The sequence below is a fragment of the Solirubrobacter deserti genome (genome assembly GCF_027587175.1).
GTDB lineage: Bacteria > Actinomycetota > Thermoleophilia > Solirubrobacterales > Solirubrobacteraceae > Solirubrobacter > Solirubrobacter deserti.
Genome location: NZ_JAPCID010000082.1, coordinates 1 through 24068, shown reverse-complemented (window position 1 = coordinate 24068; position 24068 = coordinate 1). Strand labels below are relative to the sequence as shown.

The 24068-nt window shown below is 72.5% G+C and carries 22 protein-coding genes; 10 read left to right on the top strand and 12 right to left on the bottom strand.

The annotated features are described in order from the left end of the window. Positions 1-170: 170 nt before the first annotated feature. Positions 171-611, bottom strand: coding sequence for a nuclear transport factor 2 family protein (locus tag OJ962_RS32760; protein WP_202956949.1), 441 nt, complete (start codon positions 609-611; stop codon positions 171-173). A 1067-nt stretch (positions 612-1678) separates the two neighbouring features. Here OJ962_RS32760 and OJ962_RS32755 point away from each other — a divergent pair. The 4 genes from OJ962_RS32755 (at position 1679) to OJ962_RS32740 (ending at position 7735) form a co-directional block, all read left to right on the top strand. Continuing rightward, positions 1679-5275: an alpha-glucuronidase family glycosyl hydrolase gene (locus OJ962_RS32755; protein WP_407697557.1), complete on the top strand. Its 3597-nt coding sequence runs from the start codon at positions 1679-1681 to the stop codon at positions 5273-5275. A gap of 94 nt (positions 5276-5369) precedes the next feature. Continuing rightward, the gene (locus OJ962_RS32750) at positions 5370-6317 is read left to right on the top strand and encodes a sugar phosphate isomerase/epimerase family protein (protein WP_202956951.1); all 948 of its coding nucleotides are present in this window, start codon (positions 5370-5372) and stop codon (positions 6315-6317) included. A 22-nt stretch (positions 6318-6339) separates the two neighbouring features. Further along, entirely contained in the window at positions 6340-6759 is a 420-nt protein-coding gene (locus OJ962_RS32745; RefSeq protein ID WP_202956952.1) for a DUF6194 family protein, read from the top strand. A gap of 76 nt (positions 6760-6835) precedes the next feature. Beyond that, positions 6836-7735, top strand: a complete 900-nt coding sequence (locus OJ962_RS32740) for a type IV toxin-antitoxin system AbiEi family antitoxin domain-containing protein (protein WP_202956953.1) — start codon at positions 6836-6838, stop codon at positions 7733-7735. Here the strand turns inward: OJ962_RS32740 and ligD are convergent. Together ligD and OJ962_RS32730 are read right to left on the bottom strand one after the other, a co-directional pair. Continuing rightward, a complete protein-coding gene (gene ligD / locus OJ962_RS32735; protein WP_202956954.1) occupies positions 7732-8742 on the bottom strand; it encodes a non-homologous end-joining DNA ligase in 1011 nt (336 codons plus the stop codon). The genes OJ962_RS32740 and ligD overlap by 4 nt on opposite strands. A 5-nt stretch (positions 8743-8747) precedes the next feature. Continuing rightward, positions 8748-9122: a VOC family protein gene (locus OJ962_RS32730; protein WP_270006890.1), complete on the bottom strand. Its 375-nt coding sequence runs from the start codon at positions 9120-9122 to the stop codon at positions 8748-8750. Between the two features lie 63 nt (positions 9123-9185). Between OJ962_RS32730 and OJ962_RS32725 the strand changes: the two genes are divergently transcribed. Beyond that, positions 9186-9611 (top strand): hypothetical protein, encoded by a 426-nt coding sequence (locus OJ962_RS32725; protein ID WP_202956956.1) that lies wholly within the window; start codon positions 9186-9188, stop codon positions 9609-9611. Then, on the top strand, positions 9608-10390 hold the full coding sequence (locus OJ962_RS32720) for a hypothetical protein (protein ID WP_202956957.1): 783 nt from the start codon (positions 9608-9610) through the stop codon (positions 10388-10390). The genes OJ962_RS32725 and OJ962_RS32720 overlap by 4 nt, the downstream gene beginning before the upstream one ends. On the opposite strand, the gene OJ962_RS32715 is transcribed toward OJ962_RS32720, so the two are convergent. From OJ962_RS32715 to OJ962_RS32700, 4 genes are read right to left on the bottom strand one after another with little or no spacing between them, the layout of a single operon-like run. Beyond that, on the bottom strand, positions 10362-11294 hold the full coding sequence (locus tag OJ962_RS32715; RefSeq protein WP_202956958.1) for a cation diffusion facilitator family transporter: 933 nt from the start codon (positions 11292-11294) through the stop codon (positions 10362-10364). The genes OJ962_RS32720 and OJ962_RS32715 overlap by 29 nt on opposite strands. A gap of 16 nt (positions 11295-11310) precedes the next feature. After that, positions 11311-12645, bottom strand: coding sequence for an MFS transporter (locus OJ962_RS32710; protein ID WP_202956959.1), 1335 nt, complete (start codon positions 12643-12645; stop codon positions 11311-11313). Next, positions 12646-13461 carry a dihydrodipicolinate synthase family protein gene (locus tag OJ962_RS32705; protein ID WP_270006889.1) on the bottom strand — a complete coding sequence of 272 codons (816 nt, stop codon included), beginning with the start codon at positions 13459-13461 and terminating at the stop codon, positions 12646-12648. An 8-nt stretch (positions 13462-13469) separates the two neighbouring features. Further along, positions 13470-14852 (bottom strand): aminotransferase class I/II-fold pyridoxal phosphate-dependent enzyme, encoded by a 1383-nt coding sequence (locus OJ962_RS32700; RefSeq protein ID WP_202956961.1) that lies wholly within the window; start codon positions 14850-14852, stop codon positions 13470-13472. Positions 14853-15034: 182 nt separating this feature from the next. Between OJ962_RS32700 and OJ962_RS32695 the strand changes: the two genes are divergently transcribed. The 4 genes from OJ962_RS32695 to OJ962_RS32680 all read left to right on the top strand — a co-directional run bounded on the left by OJ962_RS32695 (position 15035) and on the right by OJ962_RS32680 (position 19170). Beyond that, positions 15035-16363, top strand: a complete 1329-nt coding sequence (locus OJ962_RS32695; RefSeq protein ID WP_202956962.1) for a hemolysin family protein — start codon at positions 15035-15037, stop codon at positions 16361-16363. After that, positions 16360-17400 carry a hemolysin family protein gene (locus tag OJ962_RS32690; RefSeq protein WP_202956963.1) on the top strand — a complete coding sequence of 347 codons (1041 nt, stop codon included), beginning with the start codon at positions 16360-16362 and terminating at the stop codon, positions 17398-17400. Before OJ962_RS32695 ends, OJ962_RS32690 begins: the two co-directional genes overlap by 4 nt. Positions 17401-17524: 124 nt before the next feature. Further along, a complete protein-coding gene (locus tag OJ962_RS32685) occupies positions 17525-17926 on the top strand; it encodes a YciI family protein (RefSeq protein ID WP_202956964.1) in 402 nt (133 codons plus the stop codon). Further along, complete coding sequence (locus tag OJ962_RS32680; protein ID WP_202957649.1) at positions 17923-19170, top strand: RNA polymerase sigma factor; 1248 nt, start codon at positions 17923-17925, stop codon at positions 19168-19170. Before OJ962_RS32685 ends, OJ962_RS32680 begins: the two co-directional genes overlap by 4 nt. On the opposite strand, the gene OJ962_RS32675 is transcribed toward OJ962_RS32680, so the two are convergent. The 5 genes from OJ962_RS32675 to OJ962_RS32655 form a co-directional block, all read right to left on the bottom strand. Beyond that, a complete protein-coding gene (locus OJ962_RS32675) occupies positions 19065-20282 on the bottom strand; it encodes a hypothetical protein (protein WP_202956965.1) in 1218 nt (405 codons plus the stop codon). The two genes, OJ962_RS32680 and OJ962_RS32675, sit on opposite strands and share 106 nt — an antisense overlap. Before the next feature lie 69 nt (positions 20283-20351). Continuing rightward, complete coding sequence (locus OJ962_RS32670) at positions 20352-20996, bottom strand: response regulator transcription factor (protein ID WP_202956966.1); 645 nt, start codon at positions 20994-20996, stop codon at positions 20352-20354. Next, entirely contained in the window at positions 20984-22000 is a 1017-nt protein-coding gene (locus OJ962_RS32665) for a sensor histidine kinase (protein ID WP_202956967.1), read from the bottom strand. Before OJ962_RS32665 ends, OJ962_RS32670 begins: the two co-directional genes overlap by 13 nt. Before the next feature lie 32 nt (positions 22001-22032). Further along, positions 22033-22377: a response regulator gene (locus OJ962_RS32660; protein ID WP_202956968.1), complete on the bottom strand. Its 345-nt coding sequence runs from the start codon at positions 22375-22377 to the stop codon at positions 22033-22035. Between the two features lie 193 nt (positions 22378-22570). Further along, positions 22571-24068, bottom strand: a 1498-nt coding sequence (locus OJ962_RS32655) for a hypothetical protein (RefSeq protein WP_407697556.1), incomplete at its 5' end; no start/stop codon positions are given.

The window sequence follows — 24068 nt, the reverse complement described above, 5'->3', positions numbered from 1 at the left end:
AGCCCACGTTCCGGCTTCCGGCTCCCCGCCTCGAGGCACAGGCGAAAGTGGTGTTTGTCGACGATTCCATCTCTTTGAGCTGGAGAGTCGCCCGCCGGATCCGCGCCCGCTATCGGACGGAAGCGATCGTGCGGGACGAACGGCCGGACACGCGCCGCCGCCAGCCGTCGTCAGCGTGGCGTCTGCTGATGGAAGACCAGCTTCCACTCGTCGTCCCGGAGCACGTACACGCTACTCATCAGGGCCGAGTATTCCTGTTCGTCCCGCCGAGCCACGACGCCGTAGGTCACTAGCGCGGTGTCCTCCGTGGGTTGGAACGATCGAAGGTCTTCTAATTCAAACGAGGACCAGGGAGGCCCGGACATCGACTTCAAGATCGCCGCACGCTCCCTCAGCACGAGTCCCCCCGGCAAGAGCATGACCACCTCGCGATCAAGGACTCGCTCATAGAACGTCCGCGCGGCCTCTCCGCCCGTGGACAGCGCTTTCCAGCCCTGTTCCTCAAGGGCACTCACCTGACTGTCGGACATCGGGATCTCCTTCGGTGCACTAGCGGCCACCAGGTCGCATTCCCCGGTCGTCAGACGAGCGAACATCGCGGCACTGCTCATGCGCGCAGTGAACCGCTCCCTCCGGTTCACACAGCAATCGGCACACGGCTGGCGCCGACCCTCATGAAGGGCGAACTTGGCAGCGTGCCCGCCCACCGGTTCGTCGCGCCCGCGCTATCGCAACGAGGCAGAGGCGAAAGTGGCGTTCTCCGACGGAACGAGCGTTTACGAGTGTGTGCCCGTGACATCCCAGTCGCCGTCGATGCGGAGCATCACGGCAGGATCAGGGTTGGCCGAGACTTCACCTCCGCGGCGTCTCCGCTGACCCGTACCCGCGTCACCTCAGCCTCGCGGAACTCCTCCCGCTCGCTCCTCGAGCGCCCTGCGCCCGACTCAGCGTCTTGCTCGAGCATCCGCACGCAGTTCTCAGTGCGGAAGGCCCGAGGATCGATACGAGCTCTTGAAGGTCCTCGACGAGCGGCAACATCCACGCGAAGGCCTCCCGCGCCCACGAAACTCCTCGGAGCGAGGGCACTGACCCAGTCTCCCCATTCCCGACGGACGCGCGCCTTTCGACGATTGCGCCACTTTCGCCTTCGCGTGGAGGGGTAGCGAACGAACGTCACCCCGGAGGCGACGGTTGAGCGTCATCCAGCCGGCACCTCACGACCGCTTCGCGTGAGTGCAGGAGCGTCGGAGCATGCCGGCGAGGAATCTCCGACCGACCGGAGCGCTCGCGCACCGTGTTCGTGCCGCCAGCTTGGGTCTATGCCACCCGGTCCGCGCCTGAGAGCGCCGAAGGACCAGAGATGTCAGGGAGGCGCTCCCGAGGGCAGGGTCAAAAGAACGCCGCGGCGCTCAAGCGGGAGGGCCGACTTGATCTCCGGGAAGCCAAGGAGGCGCAGTGCCACGGCGCACTCCTCAGCCTCCACGCCCCACCACAGAGCAGGCGCCGCGCCGGGAGGTGCCGACGCCGGCCGACTCCCAACGCCATTCCGTCTTCGTGCAAGCGCGCGAGCCCGTGACGTCGCGTCCGCGACCGGACACGAGTTGACAGACAGTCACACACGCGGAATAGTTGCTCGAGGGGTCGAATAGCGATCGGGGGAGAGCCCGTGCGTGTCCTGATGGTGCTGCTGCTGTTGCTGCTCGCTGCGCCGGCTTCGGCCGTGGCGCAGGAGGACACGTACAACGGGTCGCAGCTGTGGCTGCGGTACACGCCCGTGCCGGACGCGGAGCGCTACCGGGCGACGGTGTCGAACATCGTCGTGGAGAACGCGTCCGCGAATCCCGTGTACCGGCACACGGCGAACCTCAGCACCGAGGCGGGCGGGTCGGAGAAGCTGGTGCGTTCGTCGCTGGAGGCCGCGCGCGAGGAGCTCACGCGCGGGTTGTCCGGGTTGCTCGGGACGTCGATCCCGGCGGTCGAGACTGCGTCAGAGGGGTCCGTGGTGGTGGGGACGCGGGAAAGCTCGCCGTTGGTCGCGGCAGCGATTCCCGCGTCCGACCTCCTCGCGTCCGAGGGCTACGTGATCCGGTCCGTCGGCTCGCGCACGATCATCGCCGGCCGGACGGAGCTGGGCGCGCTGTACGGGACGTTCGCGTTCCTGCGGCTGATCCAGACCGCGCAGCCGATCGCGACTCTGAACGTGACGTCCGCGCCGAAGATCAAGCACCGGCACCTCAACTACTGGGACACCGAGCGCCTGTACGCGGGCAACAACGCCAACGGCACGGGCGGCCTCAACGGCGAGAACGGCGCGCTCTTCAACTTCGCCGCCACCGGCGCCAGCGCGGCGCGCAACCTGCCCGTGATCCTCGACCGCTACCTCGTCTTCGCGCGCGCGGTGGCCTCGCTCGGCATCAACGGCATCACGATCAACAACGTCAACGCCAACAACGCCTACCTGACGAACGCGTACATCGCGCAGGAGGCCGCGCTGGCCGACGCGCTGCGCCCCTACGGCGTGCGGCTGGCCCTGTCGGTGCGCTACGACGCGCCAACCGACAACCGGTTCGCACCCGACACGCTGACCAACGCGCAGCTGGAACCGGAAGGCGCCGCCTTCCGCAGCTGGTGGACGCGCAAGGCGACCCAGCTCAAGGCCTCGATCCCCGACTTCCTCGGCTTCACGGTCAAGGCCAACTCCGAGGGCCAGCCCGGCCCGCAGGACTTCGGCGACGACCACGGCGACGGCGCGAACGGGATCGGCGCCGCGGTCGCCGATCTGGGCATGAAGGTGTTCTGGCGCACGTTCGTCTACAACGCCGACGTCGACAACGACCGGCTCAAGCGCCCGCTCCTGGAGTTCGGGCCGATCGACGACGAGCGTCGCTTCGCGAGCAACGTGTTCCTGCAGACCAAGAACGGCCCGCTGGACTTCCAGGCGCGTGAGCCCGTGCACCCGATGTTCGGGCGCATGGAGAACACCAACCAGGCGATGGAGCTGCAGATCACGCAGGAGTACACCGGCCAGAACCGGATGCTCACCTACCTCGGCCCGATGTGGGAGGAGGTGCTGAAGACCGATACCGGCGGCGCGGGGCTGGTCGGCGCGGTCGTGGACGGGACGTCACAGGGGCACGCGGATTCGGCGCTCGTCGGCGTCGCCAACGTCGGAAACCACGAGAACATGACCGGCCACCATTTCGGGCAGGCGAACCTGTACGCGTTCGGCCGGCTCGCGTGGGACTGGACGACGGACTCGGAGACCATGGCGCGCGAGTGGGTGCGCATGACCTGGAGCCAGGACCCGGCGGTGGTGGACACGATCGTGGCCATGATGATGGGCTCCTGGGAGGCGCACGTGAGCCATCACACGCCGCTCGGCGTCGCGCACCAGTTCACCAACGACGTGCACTACGGCCCCAACCCCGGGCAGTGGTTCCAGCGCGACGACTGGAGCCCGGTCTACTACAACAAGGCCGACTCGGCCGGCCTGGGCTTCGACCGCTCGCCGACGGGCTCGAACTTCGTCGCGCAGTACCTGCCGGGACTGCGGGAGAAGTACTCGAGCATCGAGACCACGCCCGAGAACCTGCTGATGTGGTTCCACCACGTGCCGTGGGACCGGCGCATGGCGAGCGGGCGGATCTTCTGGGACGAGCTCGTCTACCGCTACCAGATGGGCGTCCAGTACGTGACCTGGATGCGCGAGACGTGGGAGACGCTGCAACCGGTGATCGGTGCGCGGCGCTGGGCCGAGGTGCGGGCCAAGCTCGCCCAGCACGAGGCGGACGCGATCACGTGGCGCGACGCGAACGTCAACTACTTCCGCGAGCACAGCGGGCGGCCGATGCCGGTGGACGGCGCGCCGCTGTCGCTGGCCGTGACGGTCGGCGGCGTCGAGCGACGCGGGTTCGACCTGTCGGCGTCCTCCTACACGGTGCCCGGGCCGATCACCGCGGTGCGGCCGCTGGACAGCGGGGCGCGGGCCGAGCTCGTGTCCCAGTCGGCCACCCAGGCCGTGGTCAAGGTGACCAAGACCGACTTCTTCGGGCCGCTGGTGAAGAACTACGTGTTCGACATCGTGCCGGACACGTCGCTGCGGTCGCTGCGCGTGAACCGGCGCGCGTTGACGCTGAAGCCGGGCGTGCTCAGCTACAACGCCCTGATCGAGCCGGGCGCATGGCCGGCGCCCGTGATCGACGCGGTGGCGACCGACCCGGCCGCGACGGTGAGCGTGGACGGGACGCGCGTGACGGTCACCAACGGGGGCGCGTCCTCGGTCTATGTGGTCAACGTGAACCGGGCCATCCGCGGCGGGGCGTGGTCGGTGGTGCGTCCGGACGACGCGCGCCGGCGCGTGCGCGACGACGGCGCGGTCGTGATCACGTCCCAGGCCGGAGACCTGCAGGGCGCGACCAACACGGCGCGCAACCTCGTGCTGCAGGACGTCAACGGCGACTGGGTGATGCAGTCGAAGGTCGTCTTCTCGCGGGCGCTCGCCGCCAACAACGAGCAGGGCGGGATCGTGGCCTACGCCGACGACCAGAACTACGTCAAGCTCGCCTGGGAGATGAGCTCGGTGACGCAGCCGATCAACAAGCTCCGGGTCGTGTTCCTGCGCGAGCAGAACGGCACGGCGCAGACGTTCCAGGTCACGGGTGCGGACGCGCAGCGGATCGTCGGCGCGGGCGGCGCGATCTGGCTGCGGGTGGCCAAGTCGGGCTCCACCTACAAGGCGTACTACTCCTCCGACGGCGCGATCTGGAAGTACTTCGCGACCACGTCGCTGAACGTCGAGCCGGCGCGGGCCGGGCTGCTGGCGTTCAACCGGGCCGGCACGTCGACGGATCTCGACGTCGCGTTCGAGGGGTTCCAGGTGGAGAGCGTCGGCGAGGTCGTGCCGACGCTGATCGCCGAAGCACCCGCGACGGTCGGCGGCACGGTGCCGGCGACGCTCGCGCTGACGGTCGGCTCGGCGTCGTTCCCGGCGTTCGTGCCGGGCGTCGCGGGCGAGTACACGGCCACCACGACCGCAACGGTGACCTCGAGCGCCGGCGACGCCGCGCTGAGCGTCAGCGGCGGCCACCTGGTCAACGGTGCGTTCTCGCTCGCGCAGCCACTCGGCGTGTCGCTCTCGCGAGCGGCATGGAGCGCGCCGACGTCCCGTGAGGAGGTGGGCGTCACATTCACGCAGGCGATCGGCGCCAGCGAGCCGCTGCGGACCGGGACATACTCGCGAGCGGTCACGTTCACGCTCTCGACGACGGCTCCGTAGCTCGGATTCTGACCATCCCGGTTCTGGCGAGCCTGCGCCAGAACGGGGTGGTGTTAGCTTGTCGCCATCCGGACTTCTTACGGGAGGAGAACGAATGGATGATGTGAATCGCCGACGGTTCCTGGGGGCCGCGATCGGCACAGGAGCGGCGGCGGCGGCCGCGGGAGCGTGGACTCCGGCGGCGCGGGCCCAGCAGGGCGGAGGCGGCGGTGGGCGGCGCAATGTGCCGAACAACCGCATCGGCATCCAGCTGTACTCGCTGCGGCGGTTGATGCCGAACAATGACCGGCAGGCGGTCCGCCGGATGTTCAACTGGCTCGGTCGCGCGGGCTACACCGAGGTCGAGATGGCCGGCTACTACGGCTTCACGGCGCAGCAGGTGCGCAACTGGGTCGACGCCGCGGGCCTGCGCGCGGTGTCCGGCCACGACGGCTTCGACCTCAACGCGCCCGACGGCCAGTGGGAAGCGGCCTACGAGAAGACGCTCGAGGGCGCCAAGACGATGGGCCAGCAGTACACGGGCCTCGCGTGGTTCCCCGGCCCGTACACGGCCGACTACTTCCACCACCTCGCCGAGCGGATGAACAAGGCGGCCAAGATGGCGTCCGAGGCCGGGCTGCAGTTCTTCTACCACAACCACGACTTCGAGTTCTCGAACAAGGATGAGGCGGGCAAGCCGCTCTACGACATCCTGCTCAACGAGACCGACGCGAACCTGGTCAAGTTCGAGCTCGACCTGTACTGGATCGTGGTCGGCGGCGAGAGCCCGATCGACTATCTGTCGCGCGACCCCGCCCGCTACCCGCTCTACCACGTGAAGGACAAGACGTGGAAGGACCGGCCGAACGAGCAGGACTGGGAGGACGTCGGCCCTGGCGCGATCGACTTCCCGGACATCTTCGCCGCAGGCCATCGCAACCGGCTCGACAAGCACTTCATCATCGAGCACGACTGGCCGCTGCTCTCGCATCCGGATGACCCGGACGCCGAGTACAAGACGGCGCAGACCGGCTTGAACTACCTGCGCGAGGTGCGCTGGTAGGGACCTGCGGCAGAATCGGGGAGTGACCGAAGCCGAGCTGATCGAGCTCCTCACGGAACTCCCCGATACTGACGTCCTCACGGCCGACGAGGCCAGCGGCGCACCGGAGATCGCCTGGGGCGACACGTTCGCGACCTACACCGGCGCCAAGCAGCCGTTCGCGACGATCGTGACCAAGGACTACGGCGACTTCGACGCCGCGTCGAAGCTGAACCGGCCGGGCGTGTTCCGCCTCAACGTCGCGGTCGGCCGCGAGCGCTTCACCGAGCTGCTCGGCTACGCGCCGGGCGCGGTGCCTCCTGGGATCGACTACACCGCGTTCGACGTCGTCCTCCCCCACCCCGTCTACGCGCCGCAGGCCTTCGTGTGCGTGCTCAACCCGGGTGAGCAGGCGCGCCAGCTGATCGAGTTCGCGCACGCCCGCGCGGCCGCCCGCGGCTGAGTCGGCACGCTTTCGGCACTGATTCGTTGCACCCGCGTCTTGTTCCGCGACAGCGGAACGCGCGATCGTTCCGGGCATGCCCACCAATTGGTCAGTTGAGGCCCGTATAGGACCCAAAGTGACCGTCGACCCGGTGCAGGCGCTGGCGAAGTTCGCGGCCGGGCAGTGGGGCGTCGTCTCGCGCGCCGAACTGGCGGCCTGCGGCCTGAGCGACAAGCAGGTGAAGCGAATGGTGGCGCGCGGGCACCTGCACCCCCTACACCGGGGCGTCTATGCGGTGGGCCATCGCAACGTCGTCACGGAAGGCCGCTTCCTCGCGGCCGTGAAGGCGTGCGGCCCGGAGGCGGTGTCGAGCCACCACGCGGGCTGCTGTCTGCGCGGCTGGCTCCGCTACGACGGGCGCCCGATCGACGTCACGGCGCCGACGAAGCGCACGCGCCCGACGATCAAGACGCACCGCAGCGAGCTGGTCGAGCGAGTGATCGTCCGGCAGATCCCCACGACGCCTCCGCTGCGGACGATCATCGACCTCGCGCGCGTCGAGGAGGAGCGCACGGTCAAACGAGCACTGCGAGCCGCCCGCTTTACCGAAGCCGAGCTCCAGCTCCTCCCCCGCACCGGGCTGCTCGGCCGCATCCTCGATCTTTCCGCTGCGCCGACCGCCAGCGGCAACGAAGACGAGGTCCTCGACCTCGTCCTGAAGGCCGGCTTCACCCATCCGCTCGTCAATGCCCGATACCCGGGCAGCGGCTACATCCCGGACCTGTGGTGGCCCGAGCAGTGCCTGCTCGTCGAAGTCGACAGCCTCGAGTGGCACAGCGACCCGCTCGCCCAACGGGCCGACCTCGACCGGCAGGCGTGGCTCGAGGCCAAGGGCGAGCGTGTGCTCCGCACGACCAGGGCCCAGGTTCGACGGGACCCCGCGCGCTTCATCGCGCGACTCCGAGCGGCCGGAGCCCCGCTGCGTGGGGCCTAATCCTCGGGGACCGCGCGGGCGCGGCTCGGGGCGACCCGCGGCGGCTCGTTGGGCATCTTCGGATAGACCGGCGGCCACGGGGCGTCGAGCAGGCCCGCGGCGGTGTCGCGCTCGTGCCACTCCAGCAGCGGCTCGAGCGTCTGCGGGCCGATGTCGATCCACGGGTCGCCGTCGCGTTCCAAGCGCTCCAGCACGACCGGGATCGTGAGGTCGTCGGGGTGGATGTCGTCGAGCTCGTCCCAGCGGATCGGCGCGGACACCTGCGCGCCCTTGCGCGCGCGGACCGACCAGGCGCCGAAGACCGTCTTGTGGGGCGCGTTCTGGTTGTAGTCGACGAAGATGCGCTCGCCGCGCTCCTCCTTCCACCAGGCGGCGGTGAGCAGGTCGGGTCGCCGGCGTTCGAGCTCGCGCGCGACCGCGACGGCGCAGGAGCGCACCTCGTAGGGCGTCCAGCGCGGCTCCAGGCGCACGTACACGTGCAGGCCCTTGCTGCCGGTGGTCTTGGCGTAGGACGCGATGCCGAGCTCGTCGAGCAGGGCGCGCAGCTCGCGCCCGGCCTCGCGCACCATCTCGAAGGTCGTGCCCGGCATCGGATCCAGGTCGAGCCGCAGCTCGTCGGAGTGCTCCTGGTCGTCGGCCATGGACGGCCACACGTGAAAGCCGAGGCAGGCGAGGTTCACCGCCCAGGCGACGTGCGCGAGGTCGGCGATCACGAGCGCGCGCGAAGGCGTGCCGTTGACGGTCTGCACGATGGTCGTCGCCAGCCACTCGGGTGCGTTGTCGGGCACGCGCTTCTGGAAGAACGACTTGCCGGACGCGCCCTGCGGGAAACGCTGCATCAGCACCGGGCGCCCGCCCATCGTGCGCAGCAGCGGGTCGCCCACGGCGGCGTAGTAGCGCACGAGATCGAGCTTGGTCTCGCCGCGCTCTTCGAACAGCACCTTGCCGGGGCTCGTGATGCGCACCTCGCGCCCGCCGAGCTCCAGGATCTCCGCTTCATCGGCCACGATCGTCACGGTACCGTCGCGACGATCAACACGGAGTTCCCGTCGGGATCCCAGACGCGGAACTGCGGCGGGGAGCCGGCCAGCGGCGCGCCCGCCCACAACACGACCTCGCCGCGAGCGAGCGGCGCCTCGTCGACCCGCGCGCCGCGCTCCCGGAACGTCGCGAGGTCGCCCGGCACGTCGTCGCTGCAGAGCGCGATCCCGGTCTCCACCCCGGGCGCGTCCGAAGCCACCAGGCACAGGCTGATGATCTGGCCGGGCGGCGCGACCTCCACCCAGCGCTCCCCGCTCTCGTACGTGAAGTCGAGGACCTTCTCGAGCCCGAGAACCTCGCTGTAGAACGCGATCGCCGCGTCCTGGTCGCTGACGGGCACCACCACGGTCGAAAGCTCTGTGATCGGCATGTACAGCACAGACCGGGCACAGCCAGCAAACTCATCGTCATGAGGCTGCGCCGCGCCAAACCGGAATTCGACCTCGAGATCCCGGACGGCTTCCCCGTCTATCACGACACGGACGGGTGCGACCTGATGCTGTGCATCGGCGCGCCGCTCGGCGACCCGCAGGCCACGGTCATCGGCGTCACCAAGGGCGAGCGCGCCGCGTCGCGGGAGGAGCACGTCGCGCGCGTCCGGGCCGCGCGCCCCGAGGCGCAGCTGGTGGACGAGGCGCCCATGCCGCTCGCGGGGCTCGAGTCGTGGTGGACGATCGACACGTCCGTGGTCGCGCAGGACACGCTCGTGCGCGACTCGTGGATGCTCGTGCGCAGCGGCGTCGGCTGGACGGTCACGGCGCAGCTGCCGTGGACGCAGGTCAACCGCCAGCGCAAGGGCGCGATCGCGATCGTCTCGACCCTGCGGTTCCTGTGACCGCCTTCGCGCCGGAGACGGGCATGCTCACCGCCTCACGCGGGCTGATCAACGCGCTCGTGCAGGCGACGGTCACGGGTGAGGGCGACACGCTCGCGGTCGACGCGCTGCTGGCCGAGGTGGGCGCGGGCTCGCTCGCCGCGCCGCACCCGGCGCTCGCCGCCGCGCTGGAGCCGCTGACCCGGCCGATCATCGGCGTCCGGCTCGCGAAGACCGGGTTCGTGATGCCGGGCTGGATCGGCGAGGGCCGGTTCACGCTGCACGTGCATCGGCGCCCGACGGGCGAGGACGACCAGCTCGTGTCGATGCCCGCCGGCCAGCTGCTGCACTTTCTCGTGTGGCTGCTGGACGTGGGCCCGCGTCCGCGCGACCCGCGACCGCCGGAGACGACCGTGCCCAGCGAGGCGCTCAACCGCGCGATCGCGTTCCAGCTCGGCGACCGCGCGACGACGGGCCTGCTGCCCGAGCCGCTCGACGCCGCGATCGCCGGCGGCTTCCGGGACTGGTGGCTGGCGTCGGCGCGCTGGCCGGCCGCACCCGACCGTCCTGGCAGCTTCACGGTCGAGGTCATCGACACCGACGCCGGCCTGTGGAGCGTCGAGCAGCGCGAGGACGGCACGGCGGTGGTGCGCCCGCTCACCCCGCTCGGCACGTTGCTCGCGCTCGCTGAGCTCGTCCCCGACAACGACCTCGTCGACCAGACCGCGCCGCGGCTGCCGGTCCAGGACACGCCGATCGTCGGCGGCCAGGTCAAGTGGGTCGGTGATGCGCTGCGGTAGCGGCGCGGTCGAGCTCGGTGTCGGCGAACGACTTCGGGTCCTCGACCGGCTCCAGGTGGGTGAAGATCGTGGCGTGCGGGAGCCGCGCGCGCAGGTCGTCCTCGAAGCGCTCGACCAGGTCGTGGCCGTGCTGGACGGTCCACGCGCCCGGCACGAGCACGTGCACGGACACGAACGCGCGGGAGCCGGCCTGGCGCGTGCGCAGCGCGTGGAAGTCGATGCCCTCGTGCTCGCGGAAGGCGGCGATCACGGCGTCGATCTGCACGCGGTCCTGGCGGTCGAGCGCGCGGTCCATGAGGCCGCCGACCGAGCGCCGCACGAGCGCCCCGCCCATGACGACGATGTTGACGGCGACGGCGAGCGCGATGAGCGGGTCGAGCACCTCCCAGCCGGTGAGGGCAACCGCCGCGACGCCGGCGATCACACCGACCGACGTCCACACATCGGTGAGCAGGTGCCGGCCGTCGGCCTCGACGACGATCGAGCGCTCCGCCCGCCCGGCCCGCAGGAGCACGACGCCGACGGCGAGGTTGATCAGCGTCGCGCCCGCCGAGACGGCGAGGCCCAGCCCGGCGCTGTCGATCGGCTGGGGGTCGAGCAACCGGCCGAGCGCGGCGATGATGATGCTCACCGCCGCGACGAGCACGAGCGTCCCCTCCACGCCCGCCGAGAAGTACTCCGCCTTCTGGTGCCCGTAGGCGTGCTCCTCGTCTGCGGGCTTGCGCGCCCAGCGCAGCGCCGCCATCGCCACCACGGCCGCGACGAGGTTCACGACCGACTCGGCCGCGTCCGAGAGCAGGCCGATCGAGCCCGTCAGCAGGTAGGCGACGGTCTTGAGCGTGATCGTCGCCAGCGCGGCGGCGATCGACAGCCACAGCAGCCGGATCAGCCGGTCGGATCGCACCCGGTGACGGTACCCGTCAAAGCAGCTTGAGTGTCAGCCCGGTGGCCGCCAGCAGCGCGCCGGCGCCGACCAGCAGCGCGATCGAGAGCCCGTCGGCGTAGGCAGCCGCGCCGCCCTGGGTCGCGTGCGCGATGACGATCGAGCCGAGCGCGGCGACGCCCAGCGTCGCGCCCACCTGGCGGCCCGCGTTGTGGATCGCGGACGCCATCCCGGTGCGCTCACCGGGCACCGACGAGACGGCGGTCGCCGTCGTCGGCGGGAACGCGACGCCGGCGCCGGCGCCGATCAGCAGGAGCGCGAGCCACAGCTGGGCCGGGCCGTCGTCGCCCCCGATCCGGCTCAGGACGACGCTGCCGGCGGCGGCGCAGAGCAGGCCGAGCGCGATCAGCGTCCGCGGCCGGATGTGCGCCGTGAGGCGTCCCGAGACGGGCGCGAGCAGCGCCACCGCGCCGCCCAGCGGGAGCAGCGCGAGGCCGGTCTGCAGGGGCGTCAGCTCCCGGAAGGTCTGCAGGAACGCGGACAGGTACACGGTCGTGGCGAGCAGGACGAACATCACGGTCGCGGCCGCGAGGTTGGCCGCCGCGAACGCGGGTGCGCGCAGCAGGTCGAGATCGATCAGCGGCGCCGGGTGCCGGCGCTCGGCCGCGAGGAACGCGGCCAGGGTGAGCGCGGCCAGCGCGAAGCTGCCCAGCACCTCGGCGGACGTCCACCCGCGCGCCGGGCCCTCGATGAGGCCGAACACGAGGGCGCCCAGCGCGAACGTGACCAGCAGCGCGCCCACATGGTCGAACCGGTGCGCGGGCCGGGCCGGGCGGTGCTCGGGGATCACGCGCACGGTGGCGAGCGCGAGGCCGGCCGCGACGACGACGTTGACGCCGAACGCCCACCGCCAGCCGAGCCCGGACACCAGCGCGCCGCCCAGCACCGGCCCGATCGCGACGCCGAAGCCCGACGCCGCGCCCCAGAACCCGATGGCGCGGGCGCGCTGCACCGGGTCGGTGACGTTCGCGGTGAGGATGGCCAGCGAGGCTGGGAGGATGAGCGGCGGGCCGAGGGCCTGGACCACGCGCGCGGCAATCAGCACCGACGGGTTCGGCGCGAGCGCGCTGCCGAGGGCGCCGAGCGCGAACAGCGCGAAGCCGGCGATCAGCGCGCGCCGCCGCCCGTAGCGGTCCGAGAGCACGCCGCCGGCGACGAGCAGGGCCGCGAACACGAGCACGTACGCGTCGACGATCCACTGCTCCTGCGTCGGGGAGGCGTGCAGGTCGGCGCTGAGCGGCGGCAGTGCAACCGCGATCAGGTTCGCGCTCGCGACGCTCATGACCTGCGCGATGACGAGGATCGCGAGCATCTACAGCTTCAGCTGCTCCAGCACGGGCGCGACCTCGTCGGCGGGCGCGGCGCGCAGCGGGCGCGGCAGGTTCGGTTCGCTCGTGAGGCCGCGCAGCGCGGCGGCGGTGGCGACGACGCGGACGCTTCCGTGGCGGCGGAACAGGTCCCACAGCGGCTCGAGGTCGGCGCCGTCCATGACCGCTCGCGCCGCCTCCGGGAACAGGCCGCCGAGGACGCTGAACCAGACGTCGGCGCCGTTGGCGAGCGCTTCGGCCGCGAACCAGTCGCCGCTCACCCCGAGCCTGACGTGAGCCGGGACGAGCTTGCGCAGCGTCGCGATGCGCTCGCCGCCGGGGAGCTTGATCGCGCCCACGTGGGGCAGGTTGGCGATTGCGGTGTGGAGCTCGTCGCTGAAGGTGAAGCCCGTGGTGGTCGGGTTGTCGTAGACCGCGAGCGGGATCGAGATCGCGCGCGTGACGTCCTCGAACAGGCCGAAGACCTCCTCGTCGGTGAGCCGCTGGTAGGAGACCGGGGCGAGCAGGAGCCCGTCGGCGCCGGCGGTCTGGGCGTCGTGCGCGTGCTGGAGGACGTCGCGCGTGCGCAGCGCGCCGATTCCCACGATCACCGGCTTGCCCTGCGCCGCCTGCACCGTGATGCGCGCGACCTTGGCTCGCTCCTCGCTGGTGAGGTACGCGTAGCTGCCGGTGCTGCCGAGCGCTGCGATCGCGTCCACGTCGGCCGTGGCGAGCCGCGTGACCAGGCGCGTGAACGCAGCCTTGTGGATGCCGTCCTCGTCGAGCGGCGTGAGCGGGAAGGCGCTGAGTCCGGTGAACATGGCGGGGCTCATTTCGTGGCGGAGTGGAGGGCGGCGACGAACGCCTCGGCCTGGCCGGGCGTAAGGGTCGAGGTGGTGACGCGGACGGCCTGGCGCGGCGGGCCGCCGACGGCGAACGCGGACGACGGGCGGACGAGGAAGCCGAGGGCGGCGAGCCGCTGGGCGACGAGGTCGGCGTCGCCGGGCACGTCGACCCACACGTTGAGGCCGTCGGGCGGGATGGAGACGCGCGGGCGCGCCGCGTCGTGCGGGGGCGGCGACGGGCCGTCCGGCGGCGACGAGCCGTTCAGGCCGGACGGAACCGCCGCCCCCGCGCGGAATCTGCGCGGCGCGAGGCGGACGGCCAGCAGCGCGGCCCGTTCCGCGTAGGCCCCGCGGGCGCGCGCGACGAGCGCGGTCGTCGCCGGGTCGGCGAGCAGGTCGCGCGCGAGGCTCTGCAGCAGGTGACTGACCCAGGCGGGCGCCAGGCGCGCGTGCATGCGGGCGGCGGTGCGCTCGTCGGTCGCGACGACGGCCACGCGCAGGTCCGGGCCGAGGAACTTCGTCACCGAGCGGACGAGGGCCCAGCGGGCGGTCTCGGGGGGCGTGCTGCGCACGTACGGGCAGCTCGACAGCGCGGAGAAGTGGTCGTCCTCGATCACGAGCACGTGCGGGTGGGCGGCGAGGACCGCCCGCAGCTGCTCGGCGCGCGCCCCGGTCACCGCCGCGCCCGTGGGGTTGTGGGCGCGCGGCGTGACGACGACGGCGCGGGCGCCGGCGCGCAGCGCGGCGTCAAGCGCCGCCGGGCGCATGCCCTCGGCGTCGACCGCGACGGGGACCGCGGTGAACCCGTTCAGGCGCAGCGTGCCGATGTGCGCGAGAAAGCACGGGTCCTCGACCGCGACCGCGTCCCCGCGCGTGAGGTGCACGGCCAGCACGCGCTCCACCGCGTCGACCGCGCCGTGCGTGACGACGACGTCGAACGCCCGCTCCAGCTCGGCCTCAAAGCGCTCGCGCGCCCACCGCACCAGCCCCGGATCCTCGGCGGTCACGCCGTACAGGACCGGCTCGTATACGGCCCGCCACGCACGCAGGTCCGGTAGCAACGCCGGGTCGGGGTTCCCGCTCGCGAGGTCCACCGGGGCGCCGAGCCCGCGCGGCCCGGCCGCCCCCTCGCGCTCGAGCTCCGGCACGTCCGCGATCGCGGTCCCGCCGCGGCCGTGCGTCTCCGCGACGCCCGCCGCGACCAGCTGCCGGTAGGCCGCCGCGACCGTGTTGCGGTTCACACCGAGGTCGGCTGCCAGTGCCCGGATCGGCGGCAGCGTCGCGCCCGCGACCAGCGTCCCGACGCTCACCAGATCGCGCACGCTGCCCGCGATCTCCTCCGCCGTGTGCCCGCTGATCCGTGTCATCGGCCGCTGATCATATCTTTGTCCTAGGACAAAGTCGAGCGATCCCCCACCACGCGAGTCGAAAGGTTCCGTTAAGCCGGGGCCCTAAGCTGCCGGTGCACACATGAGTCGCCGCTCCCCCGGTCGATGACCGACGACCCCAGCTGTAGTCCCAAGCGCGTCCCCCTGCGGGAGGGCGCGCGATGATCGAGGTCCTCCTCATCCTGGGCGCGCTCGGGCTCGTCGTGGCGTGCGGCGCGTTCGTCGCGGCCGAGTTCTCCTTCGTGACGGTGGACCGCGGCTCGGTCGACCGCGCCGTCGAGGCGGGTGACCGCGGCGCCCGCGGCGTCCAGAGCGCGCTCCGGACGCTCTCGACCCAGCTGTCGTCCGCGCAGGTCGGCATCACCGTCACCAACCTGCTGATCGGCTACATGGCCGAGCCGTCGATCGCGCGGCTGATCGATGGCCCGCTCGAGTCCGCCGGCGTGCCGGAGGACGTGGTCCCGGGCGTCGCGCTCGCGATCGCGCTGATTCTGGCGACCGGCATCACAATGGTCTTCGGCGAGCTCGTGCCCAAGAACCTCGCGATCGCCAGGCCGCTCGCGACCGCCCAGGCCGTCCAAGGCTTCCTGCGCGGCTTCACCGGCGCCGCGCGACCGATCGTGTTCGCCTTCAACAACACCGCGAACGCGATCCTGCGCCGGATCGGGATCGAGCCGCAGGAGGAGCTGGCGTCCGCGCGCTCCGCCGAGGAGCTCGCCTCGCTCGTGCGCCGCTCCGCCGAGCAGGGCACGCTCGAGACCGGCACGGCGGCGCTGCTCCAGCGCAGCCTCGCGTTCGGCGAGCGGACCGCGCACGAGATCATGACCCCGCGCGGGCGCGTCGTGACGGTGAGCGAGGACGACCACGTCACCGCCGTCACCGAGGCCGCGCGCGAGAGCGGGCGCTCGCGCTTTCCGGTGCTGGGTGAGAACGGAGCGATCACGGGCATCGTGCACGTCAAGCACGCGGTCGCGGTGCCGTTCGAGCGCCGCAGCGAGGTGCGGGTGAACGAGGTCATGTCCGACCCGGTGCTCGTCCCCGCCAGCCTGGAGCTCGACGATCTGCTCGACCAGCTGCGCGCGGGCGGCCTGCAGATGGCGCTGGTCGTCGACGAGTTCGGCAACGTGGACGGGCTCGTGACGCTCGAGGACCTCGTGGAGGAGATCGTCGGCGAGGTGCGCGACGAGCACGACGAGGGCGAGCAACGCGCGCGCCGCGAGGGCGACGCCAACTGGGTGCTGTCCGGGCTGCTGCGGCCGGACGAGGTGCAGCAGCTCGTGGGCGTCAAGCTGCCCGAGGACGACGACTACGAGACGATCGCGGGCCTGATCGGCGACGAGCTCGCCCGCATGCCCGCCGAGGGCGACGCCGTGACCGTGCGCGCCGGCGACCAGGTCGTGACGCTCACCGTGCTGGCGATGGACGACCTGCGCGTGGACGTGGTGCGGCTCACGCACGAGCCGATCGCGGACGCGGAGGATGCGGCGTGAGCACCAGCCTCGCCATCGGCATCAGCGTCTTCCTGCTGGCCGCCAACGCGTTCTTCGTCGGCGCCGAGTTCGCGCTGATCTCCGCGCGCCGGTCCGCCATCGAGCCGCGCGCCGCCGAGGGCAGCCGCGCCGCGCGCACGACGCTGCGCGCGATGGAGAACGTGTCGCTGATGATGGCCGGCGCGCAGCTGGGCATCACGATCTGCTCGCTGGGCCTGGGCTACCTCGGTGAGCCCGCGATCGCGCACTTCCTCGAAGGACCGTTCGAGTCGCTCGGTGTCCCTGAGGGCCTCGTGCATCCGATCGCGTTCGCGATCGCGCTCGGCCTCATCGGGTTCCTGCACGTCGTGCTGGGCGAGATGGTGCCCAAGAACATCGCGCTCGCCGGGCCGGACCGCGCGGCGATCGTGCTCGGCCCACCGCTGGCGCTGGTCGTGCGCGTGCTACATCCGGCGATCGCCGTGCTGAACTGGATCGCCAACCGCACGCTGCGGGCCGTGGGCGTGCAGCCGCAGGACGAGGTCACGAGCGCGTTCACGCGCGACGAGGTCGCCGGGCTGGTCTCCGAGTCCGGCCGCGAGGGCATCCTCGACGCGAACGAGCAGCGGCTGCTGATCGGCGCGCTCGAGTTCGAGGAGCGCCGCGCGCGCAACGTGCTGCTCGAGCTCGACGACGTCGAGGCCGTGCCGGTGGACGTGACGCCGGCGCAGGTCGAGGACGTCGCCGGCCGCACGGGCTACTCGCGCTTCCCGGTGCAGGAGAACGGCGAGCTGATCGGCTACCTGCACCTCAAGGACGCGCTCGAGTTCGAGGACCGCCACCGCAACCGGCCGATCGCGCGCGCCTGGATCCGCGACCTGGCCGTGGTCGACGCGGCCGACCCGCTGCGCGTCGTCCTGGCCACGATGCAGCGCTCCAACGCGCACCTCGCGCGGGTGGATGACGCGGACGGGCGCGTGCTGGGCGTCGCGGCGCTCGAGGACGTGCTCGAGGAGTTGGTGGGCGAAATCCGCGACGACGCGGCACTGCGCACGTAGCGCCTTCGAGCCTTACCTGTCGGCACGCAGCGCGTCTTGGCGCGTTGACGCTGTCGAAGTGGCGCCGCTCGCTCGTCCCCTGCATGATCCGCGAGAAGACGCGGCGTGCAAACGGAGGTGCGAGATGAAGGTGCTGCTGACGTTCTACGGCGAGGAGAAGACAGGGCTCGACTCCTCGCCCGAGCAGATCGCCGAGACGTTCAAGACGTGGGGCGAGTTCGACGCGGCGACGCGCGCCGCGGGCGCGATGATCGCGTGTGAGGGGCTGGAGGGCGGGCACGCGGCGACGACGGTCCGCATCGCCGGCGACGACCGCCGGGTGACCGACGGGCCGTTCATGGAGACCAAGGAGCAGCTCGGCGGGTTCGCGCTGCTCGAGGTCAGCGACCTCGACGAGGCGCTCGAGTGGGCGGCTCGCACGCCCTGGAACCGCGACGGTCACGTGACCGAGATCCGCCCCGTGATGGATTACAGCCAGTACGCCGCCCGGCTCGAGGGCACGGGCCTGGAGGGCGCGATCTCCTGAGCGTCGCGGCCGCCTACCGCGAGCACTTCGGCCGCGCGGTCGCGGCCCTGATCCGCGCCTACGGCGACTGGGACGTCGCCGAGGAGGCGGTGCAGGACGCGTTCGCGACGGCCGTGGAGCGCTGGCCGCGCGACGGCATCCCCGACGATCCGCTGGCGTGGATCGTCGCCGTCGCGCGCCGCCGCGCGCTGGACCGGTTCCGGCGCGAGCGCACGCTGCGCGCCCGCGTGCTCCCGGAGCTCGCCGCCGAGCCCGCGGCCGACGCCGCACCCCCGCCACCTGAGGAGACCACCCGCGTGCCCGACGAGCGCCTGCGCCTCATCTTCACCTGCTGCCACCCCGCGCTCGCGCGCGAGGCGCAGGTCGCGCTCACGCTGCGCCTGCTCGGCGGGCTCACGACCGCCGAGGTCGCGCACGCGTTCCTGGTGCCGGAGCCGACGATGGCGCAGCGGCTCGTGCGGGCGAAGGCGAAGATCCGCGTCGCGCACATCCCGTTCCGGGTGCCGCCCGACCACGAGCTGCCCGAGCGGCTCGCGGCCGTGCTGGACATCGTCGCGCTGATCTTCAACGAGGGCTACGCGGCGAGCGCGGGCGAAGCGCACATCCGCCGCTCGCTGTGCGCCGAGGGCTTGAGGCTCGCCACGCTGCTCGCGCAGCTGATGCCGGACGAGCCCGAGGCGCTCGGCTTACACGCGCTGCTGCTCACGCACGACGCGCGGCGCGAGGCGCGCGTGGACGCCGCCGGTGAGCTCGTGCTGCTGGCCGAACAGGACCGCTCGGCCTGGGACCGAGAGCAGATCCGGCAGGCGACGCAGATCGCCGCGCAAGCGATGCGCCTGCGCCGGCCGGGCCGCTACGCGACCCAGGCCGCGATCGCGCTCGAGCACGCCAACGCGCCGACCGCGCAGAACACGCGCTGGGACCGGATCGCGGCCTACTACGCGCACCTCGCCGGCCTCTCGCCCGACCCGGTCGTCGAGCTCAACCGCGGCGTCGCGATCGCGCTCGCCGGTGACGCCGACGCGGGCCTCGCCCACATCGACGCGCTCGCGCCTGCACTGGAGCGCTACCACTACTTCCACGCCGCCCGCGCCGACCTGCTGAGCCGGCGCGGGGACGTCGCCGCCGCGTCGGCGGCCTACACGAGCGCGCTCGCGCGGGTCGGCAACGCCGCCGAGCGCGCGTTCCTCGAGCGCCGGCTCGCGTCGATCGCCGCCGCCGACCACTCGCCCGGCTCGGCGTAGACGCCCGCGGCGGTCACGCGCACGATCCAGCGGTCGCCGTTGACGTCGCGCCACAGCAGCACGTGACCGTCCGCGCCGTGCAGCGCGGCCACCGCGCGCCCGCGGACGGGGCAGTCGAAGCGCCGCTGCACCTGCGCGGGATCCTCGACGGCCAGCCCGCGGGACGCCGCGTACCCCTGGACGAACGCCTCCAGCCCCCACGGCCGGGCACGGGCGTCGCGCTCGGCGGCGGAGAGCTCGCGCGCGGTGCCGACCGCCGCGCGGGCGATCCGCCACAGTGCCCACGCGGCGAAGGCGGCGGTGATGGCGCCGCCCGCGGCGAGCTCGGTTCGAACGCCGACGTAGAGCGCCGCCGCTGTCAGGACCGCCGCCACGACGAAGAACAGCAGGCCCGAGATCACGCCGAACCGCCGGGCCCGGCTCCGCACGAGCGGCGCGTAGGCCGCCACGGCGCTGTCGACGTCCGCCGGCGGCGTCGTCCATCGCACCCGCGCGGCGCCCGCCTCAACCCACTGCCGCCACTCGGAGCGCGGCGGCGGCGCGACAGCGGTCTCAGCCTCCAGCTGAGGTTGACGCATCACCTCCGCCTGTATCGCCTCGGCCACGTCCAGCGCGGTCTGACACAGCGTCTCCATCGCCGCCGGGTCGGTCACGCGACCCTTCGTCCATACGCACAGCGCGCCGTGCTCGAGCTCGACCTCGATCCCGTCCGGCACCAGGTGCGACAGGGACAGATCTGCTCCCGGCGCCACCGGAACCGGATCGCGGCGCTTGAGCGTCAGCGTGCCCATGGCCTTCACCGGCTCGCGACGACCGAGGCTCGCCCGGCCGATGACCCGGTTCGCCGCCGGCAGCTCGGCGTAGACGACGGTGTGCGTCCAGGCCGCCCAGCCGACCGACTCGCCCGGCGCCTCGCCGAGATGCGTGTGGTGCGCCAGCACCCCCTCGGCGCCGTTCGGCAGCGGAAAGCGCCGAAGCTCCTGGCTGTCGCGCTCGGGCCGCCTGCTGGGCGCGTCGAAGGTCTGGATGCGACCGAACGTGGCGGTGTAGGCGCGGCGCGTGCCAATGCCGAGGCCACGACGCAGCAGCGGGGTATGAGGCGGGAGGAGCATGCCCCAACGGTCCCGGATCGGGCCGTCGGAGCCGATGCGCCTATCCCCCGTCCGCCTGGCGGGAATCCGTCAGGTCTTCATGTAGGCCAGTACGGCCAGCACCCGCCGGTGGTCCTCGTCGGTCACGGGGAGGTCGAGCTTGGTGAAGATCGCCGTCACGTGGCGCTCCACCGCGCGCTCGGACATGTACAGGGCCTTGGAGATGGCGCGGTTCGTCTTGCCCTCGGCCATCATCGCCAGCACCTCGCCCTCGCGGTCGTTGAGCTGGGCGAGCGGGCCGCCGCCGTCGCGCGAGCCGATCATGTGCGCGACGACCTCTGGGTCGAGCACGGACCCGCCGGCCGCCACCTGGCGGATCGCATCGGTGAAGCGCTCGACCTCGGAGATGCGGTCCTTGAGCAGGTAGCCGACGCCCGCCGCGCCCTGCTCGAGCAGCGTGTTGACGTAGCGCTCCTCGACGTACTGGGACAGCATCAGCACGCCGACCTTCGGCAGCTCGGCGCGGATCGTCGCCGCCGCCACCAGGCCCTCGTCGAGATGGTTCGGCGGCATCCGGATGTCCACGACGGCGACGTCGGGATGCTCGGCCCGGACGAGGTCGAGCAGCTCCTCGGCCGTGCCGCACTCGCCCACGACGTCGAGGCCGGCGTCCTCGAGCAGGCGGATCGCGCCGCGCCGCAGCAGCACGGAGTCCTCGGCGATCACGATGCGCATGGCAGCTCCGCGCGCAGCAGGGTCCCGACGCCTTCCGGGCTCTCGACGAACAACGTGCCGCCGATCGCGCTCACGCGGTCGAGCAGGCCTCGCAGGCCGCTGCCGCCGTTCATCGTCGCGCCGCCGCGGCCGTTGTCGCGCACCTCGACGTGCAGGACGCCGCCGATGTGCCGGACGGAGACGTCCGTGCGGCTGGCCCCGGCGTAGCGGGCGACGTTGGTGAGCGCCTCGGCGACCACGAAGTAGGCCGTGATCTCGACCGTCGGCGGCAGCCGCTCCTCCGGCACGTCCGCGATCGTCACGGGGATGCCCGCGCGCTTGGCCAGGCTCGCGAGCGCAGGCTGCAGACCGCCCTCGGTCAGCACGGCCGGGTGCAGGCCGCGCGCGAGCTCGCGCAGCTCGTCCGTGGCCGTGGCCAGGTCGGACAGCGCCTCGTCCAGGAGCTCGCCGACGAGTGCCGGGTCGCTCCCGAGCTTGCGGCGCGCCAGCCGCAGCGTCAGCGCGAGACCGACGAGGTGCTGCTGCGCGCCGTCGTGCAGGTCGCGTTCCAGCCGCCGGCGGGCCTCGTCGGCCGCGCTGACGATGCGCGCGCGGGACGCGTGCAGTTCGGCCTCGGCCAAGTGGCGCTCGGTGATGTCGCGCAGGTAGCCCACGAACACCGGGTCGCCCGGCTGGACGATCCGCGTGATCGTCAGCTCGCACGGGAACTCGCTGCCGTCGCGGCGCATCGCGGTGATCTCGATGCGGCGGTCCAGCACGACCGGCTCGCCGCCGGCGACGTAGCGCGCGAGCCCGGAGCGGTGGCGTTCGCGCAGCGCGGGCGGAACGATCAGCTCGCCCATCTCGCGCCCGACCGCTTCCGCGGCGGACCAGCCGAACGTGCGCTCGGCCGCGGGGTTCCAGTCGATCACGCGCCCGGTGTGGTCGATCGCGACCACGCAGTCGAGCGCGGCCAGCAGCAGTGCCCGGTACCGGACAGAGGGATCAGCATCAATCAGCGCCATCGCGGCGCGCGAGCCTACTCGGTACGCGGGCGCTAGGGAAGGAGCTCTTCGATCGCGGCGCCGGAGAGCTCGGCCTTGCTCACGAAGCCGCAGGCTCCGGAGCGGCGTGCGCGGGCGTCGTACTCCTCGTCGTCGCGCGTTGACGTGATCACGACGGCGGTTTCGCCCGCGATCGCCCGGGCCACGTCGAACCCCGTCGTGTCCGGCAGTTGCAGGTCGAGCAGGACCACGTCCGGCGCCAGCCGCTTGGCCGCATCCACACCGGACGCACCGTCGGCGGCCTCGCCCACCACTTCGAAGCCCTCGGCCTCGAGCATGCGCTTCGCCCGCGAGCGGAACGCGTTGTGGTCGTCGACGATCAAGACCGTGGTCGCCATGGCTCTTCATTATGGCCTCAACTCCCTGTCGGTTTTCCGCCAACCTGCAGCGAGCCGGTCCAGCCGAGCCAGTAGCTCGGGCCCGCGAGCGTGACCACGACCGCTGCATCATGCAGGACTTCGCGGTGGCGTTGCCGGGGGCGAGCACGACGATCAGCGCCGTGAACCGCGCGACGAGGAGCAGGCGCATGGCTCAGATCCCCGCGCGGACGCCCGCGCCGCCGGGCTGGCCGCCGGCCGTGCCGCCGGCACCAGGCTTGCCGAAGGTGAGGGTGCCGCCGGTGACCGTGAGCTTTCCATTGACGCCGAACAGCGCGTAGCTCGGCCCGCCGGCGCCGCCGCCACCCTGCCCGCCCTTGCCGCCCGCACCGCCGTTACCGCCGTTGCCGCCCGCGCCGACCTCGCCGAGGCACGTCTTCGCACCCGGGCCGCCCGCGCCACCGGTGCCGCCGACGCCGCCGTGACCGCCCGAGCCGCCGGCGCCGCCCGCGGTCGCCGTGATGGTGGAGTCGACGATCTCGAGCCCGTGCGAGCCGACCGCGAAGACGCCGAACGACCCGCCGCCCCCCTTGCCGGCGCTTCCCCCGTCGCCGCCGTGGCCGCCCTGGCCGCCACCGCCACCACCGTTGCCGCCGCCGTAGTTGGCCCACACGTCCTGGCCGCCACCGCCGCCACCGCCCGCGCCGCTGGTGCCCGCGACGCCGTTCTGCGCCGTCGTGCCGTCCGCGCTGCGCCAGGACTGGTCGACGATGCTGCCGCCCGTGCCGCCCTCCCCGTTGCCGCCCATGTAGCCGAACTGGCCGTGGCCTCCGTGGCCGCCCGCGGCGCCTGGGTCGCCCGTGGCGCCGCCGAAGCCGCCGATCGCGCCGCCCGACCCGGGCAGGCCGTCCGCGCCGCCGTTCGGGGAGGAGCCGAGGCCGCCGGCACCGCCGTGGCCGCCCGGCTGGGCCCACGCCGGGCCGCCACCCGCGCCACCCGCGCCGCCCGCGCCGCCGACGTTGCCGTCACAGGACCCGGACTTGCCCGGAGAGCCGTTCGCGCCCGGCGCACCGGGGCCGCCGGCGAGGCCGTCCGCGCCCTTGCTTCCGTTGCCCGCGACGATCGTCACGCGCTCCAGCCGCAGGCGCGACGCCTCGATCGCCTTCAGCCCGTACGCACTGCGACCACCCAGCGCGTTCGGCGACTTGATCGTGAGCTGCTGGACCGTCGTCGCCGTCGTGATGTTCTCGGCCTTCGCGCCGATCGCGCTGAAGTCCGCCAGCAGGACGCCCGTGGACTGCGAGACGAGGTCCGCGCGGCGCTGCCACGTGTCCGGGTCGTAGCCGCCGTACAGGCTGATCGCGTTGTAGATCGCGGGTGCCTCCGGGTACGTGCCGGCCGCGATCAGCACCGTGTCGAGCCCGCCTGCCTTGGCCAGCGACTCGCCGGCCGCGATCGTGCGCACCGGCGCGGCCATCGTGCCCGCGTTGGCGTTGTCGCCCTTGGGCGAGACGAAGATCGCCTTGGCCGCGGTGCCGTCGATCCCGTCACAGTCGCTGTCGACGTAGGCGAGGTCGGGCACGTCCGTCGCGGCGCACGTGGCCGTGGAGGAAGCGGGCGCCGGCGACGGGGGCGCGGGCATCGCGGGTGCGGGAGCAGGCGGCGCGGGCGCAGCGGGCGCCGGCGCGCCGGGCGCGGCCGGCCCCGGCGAG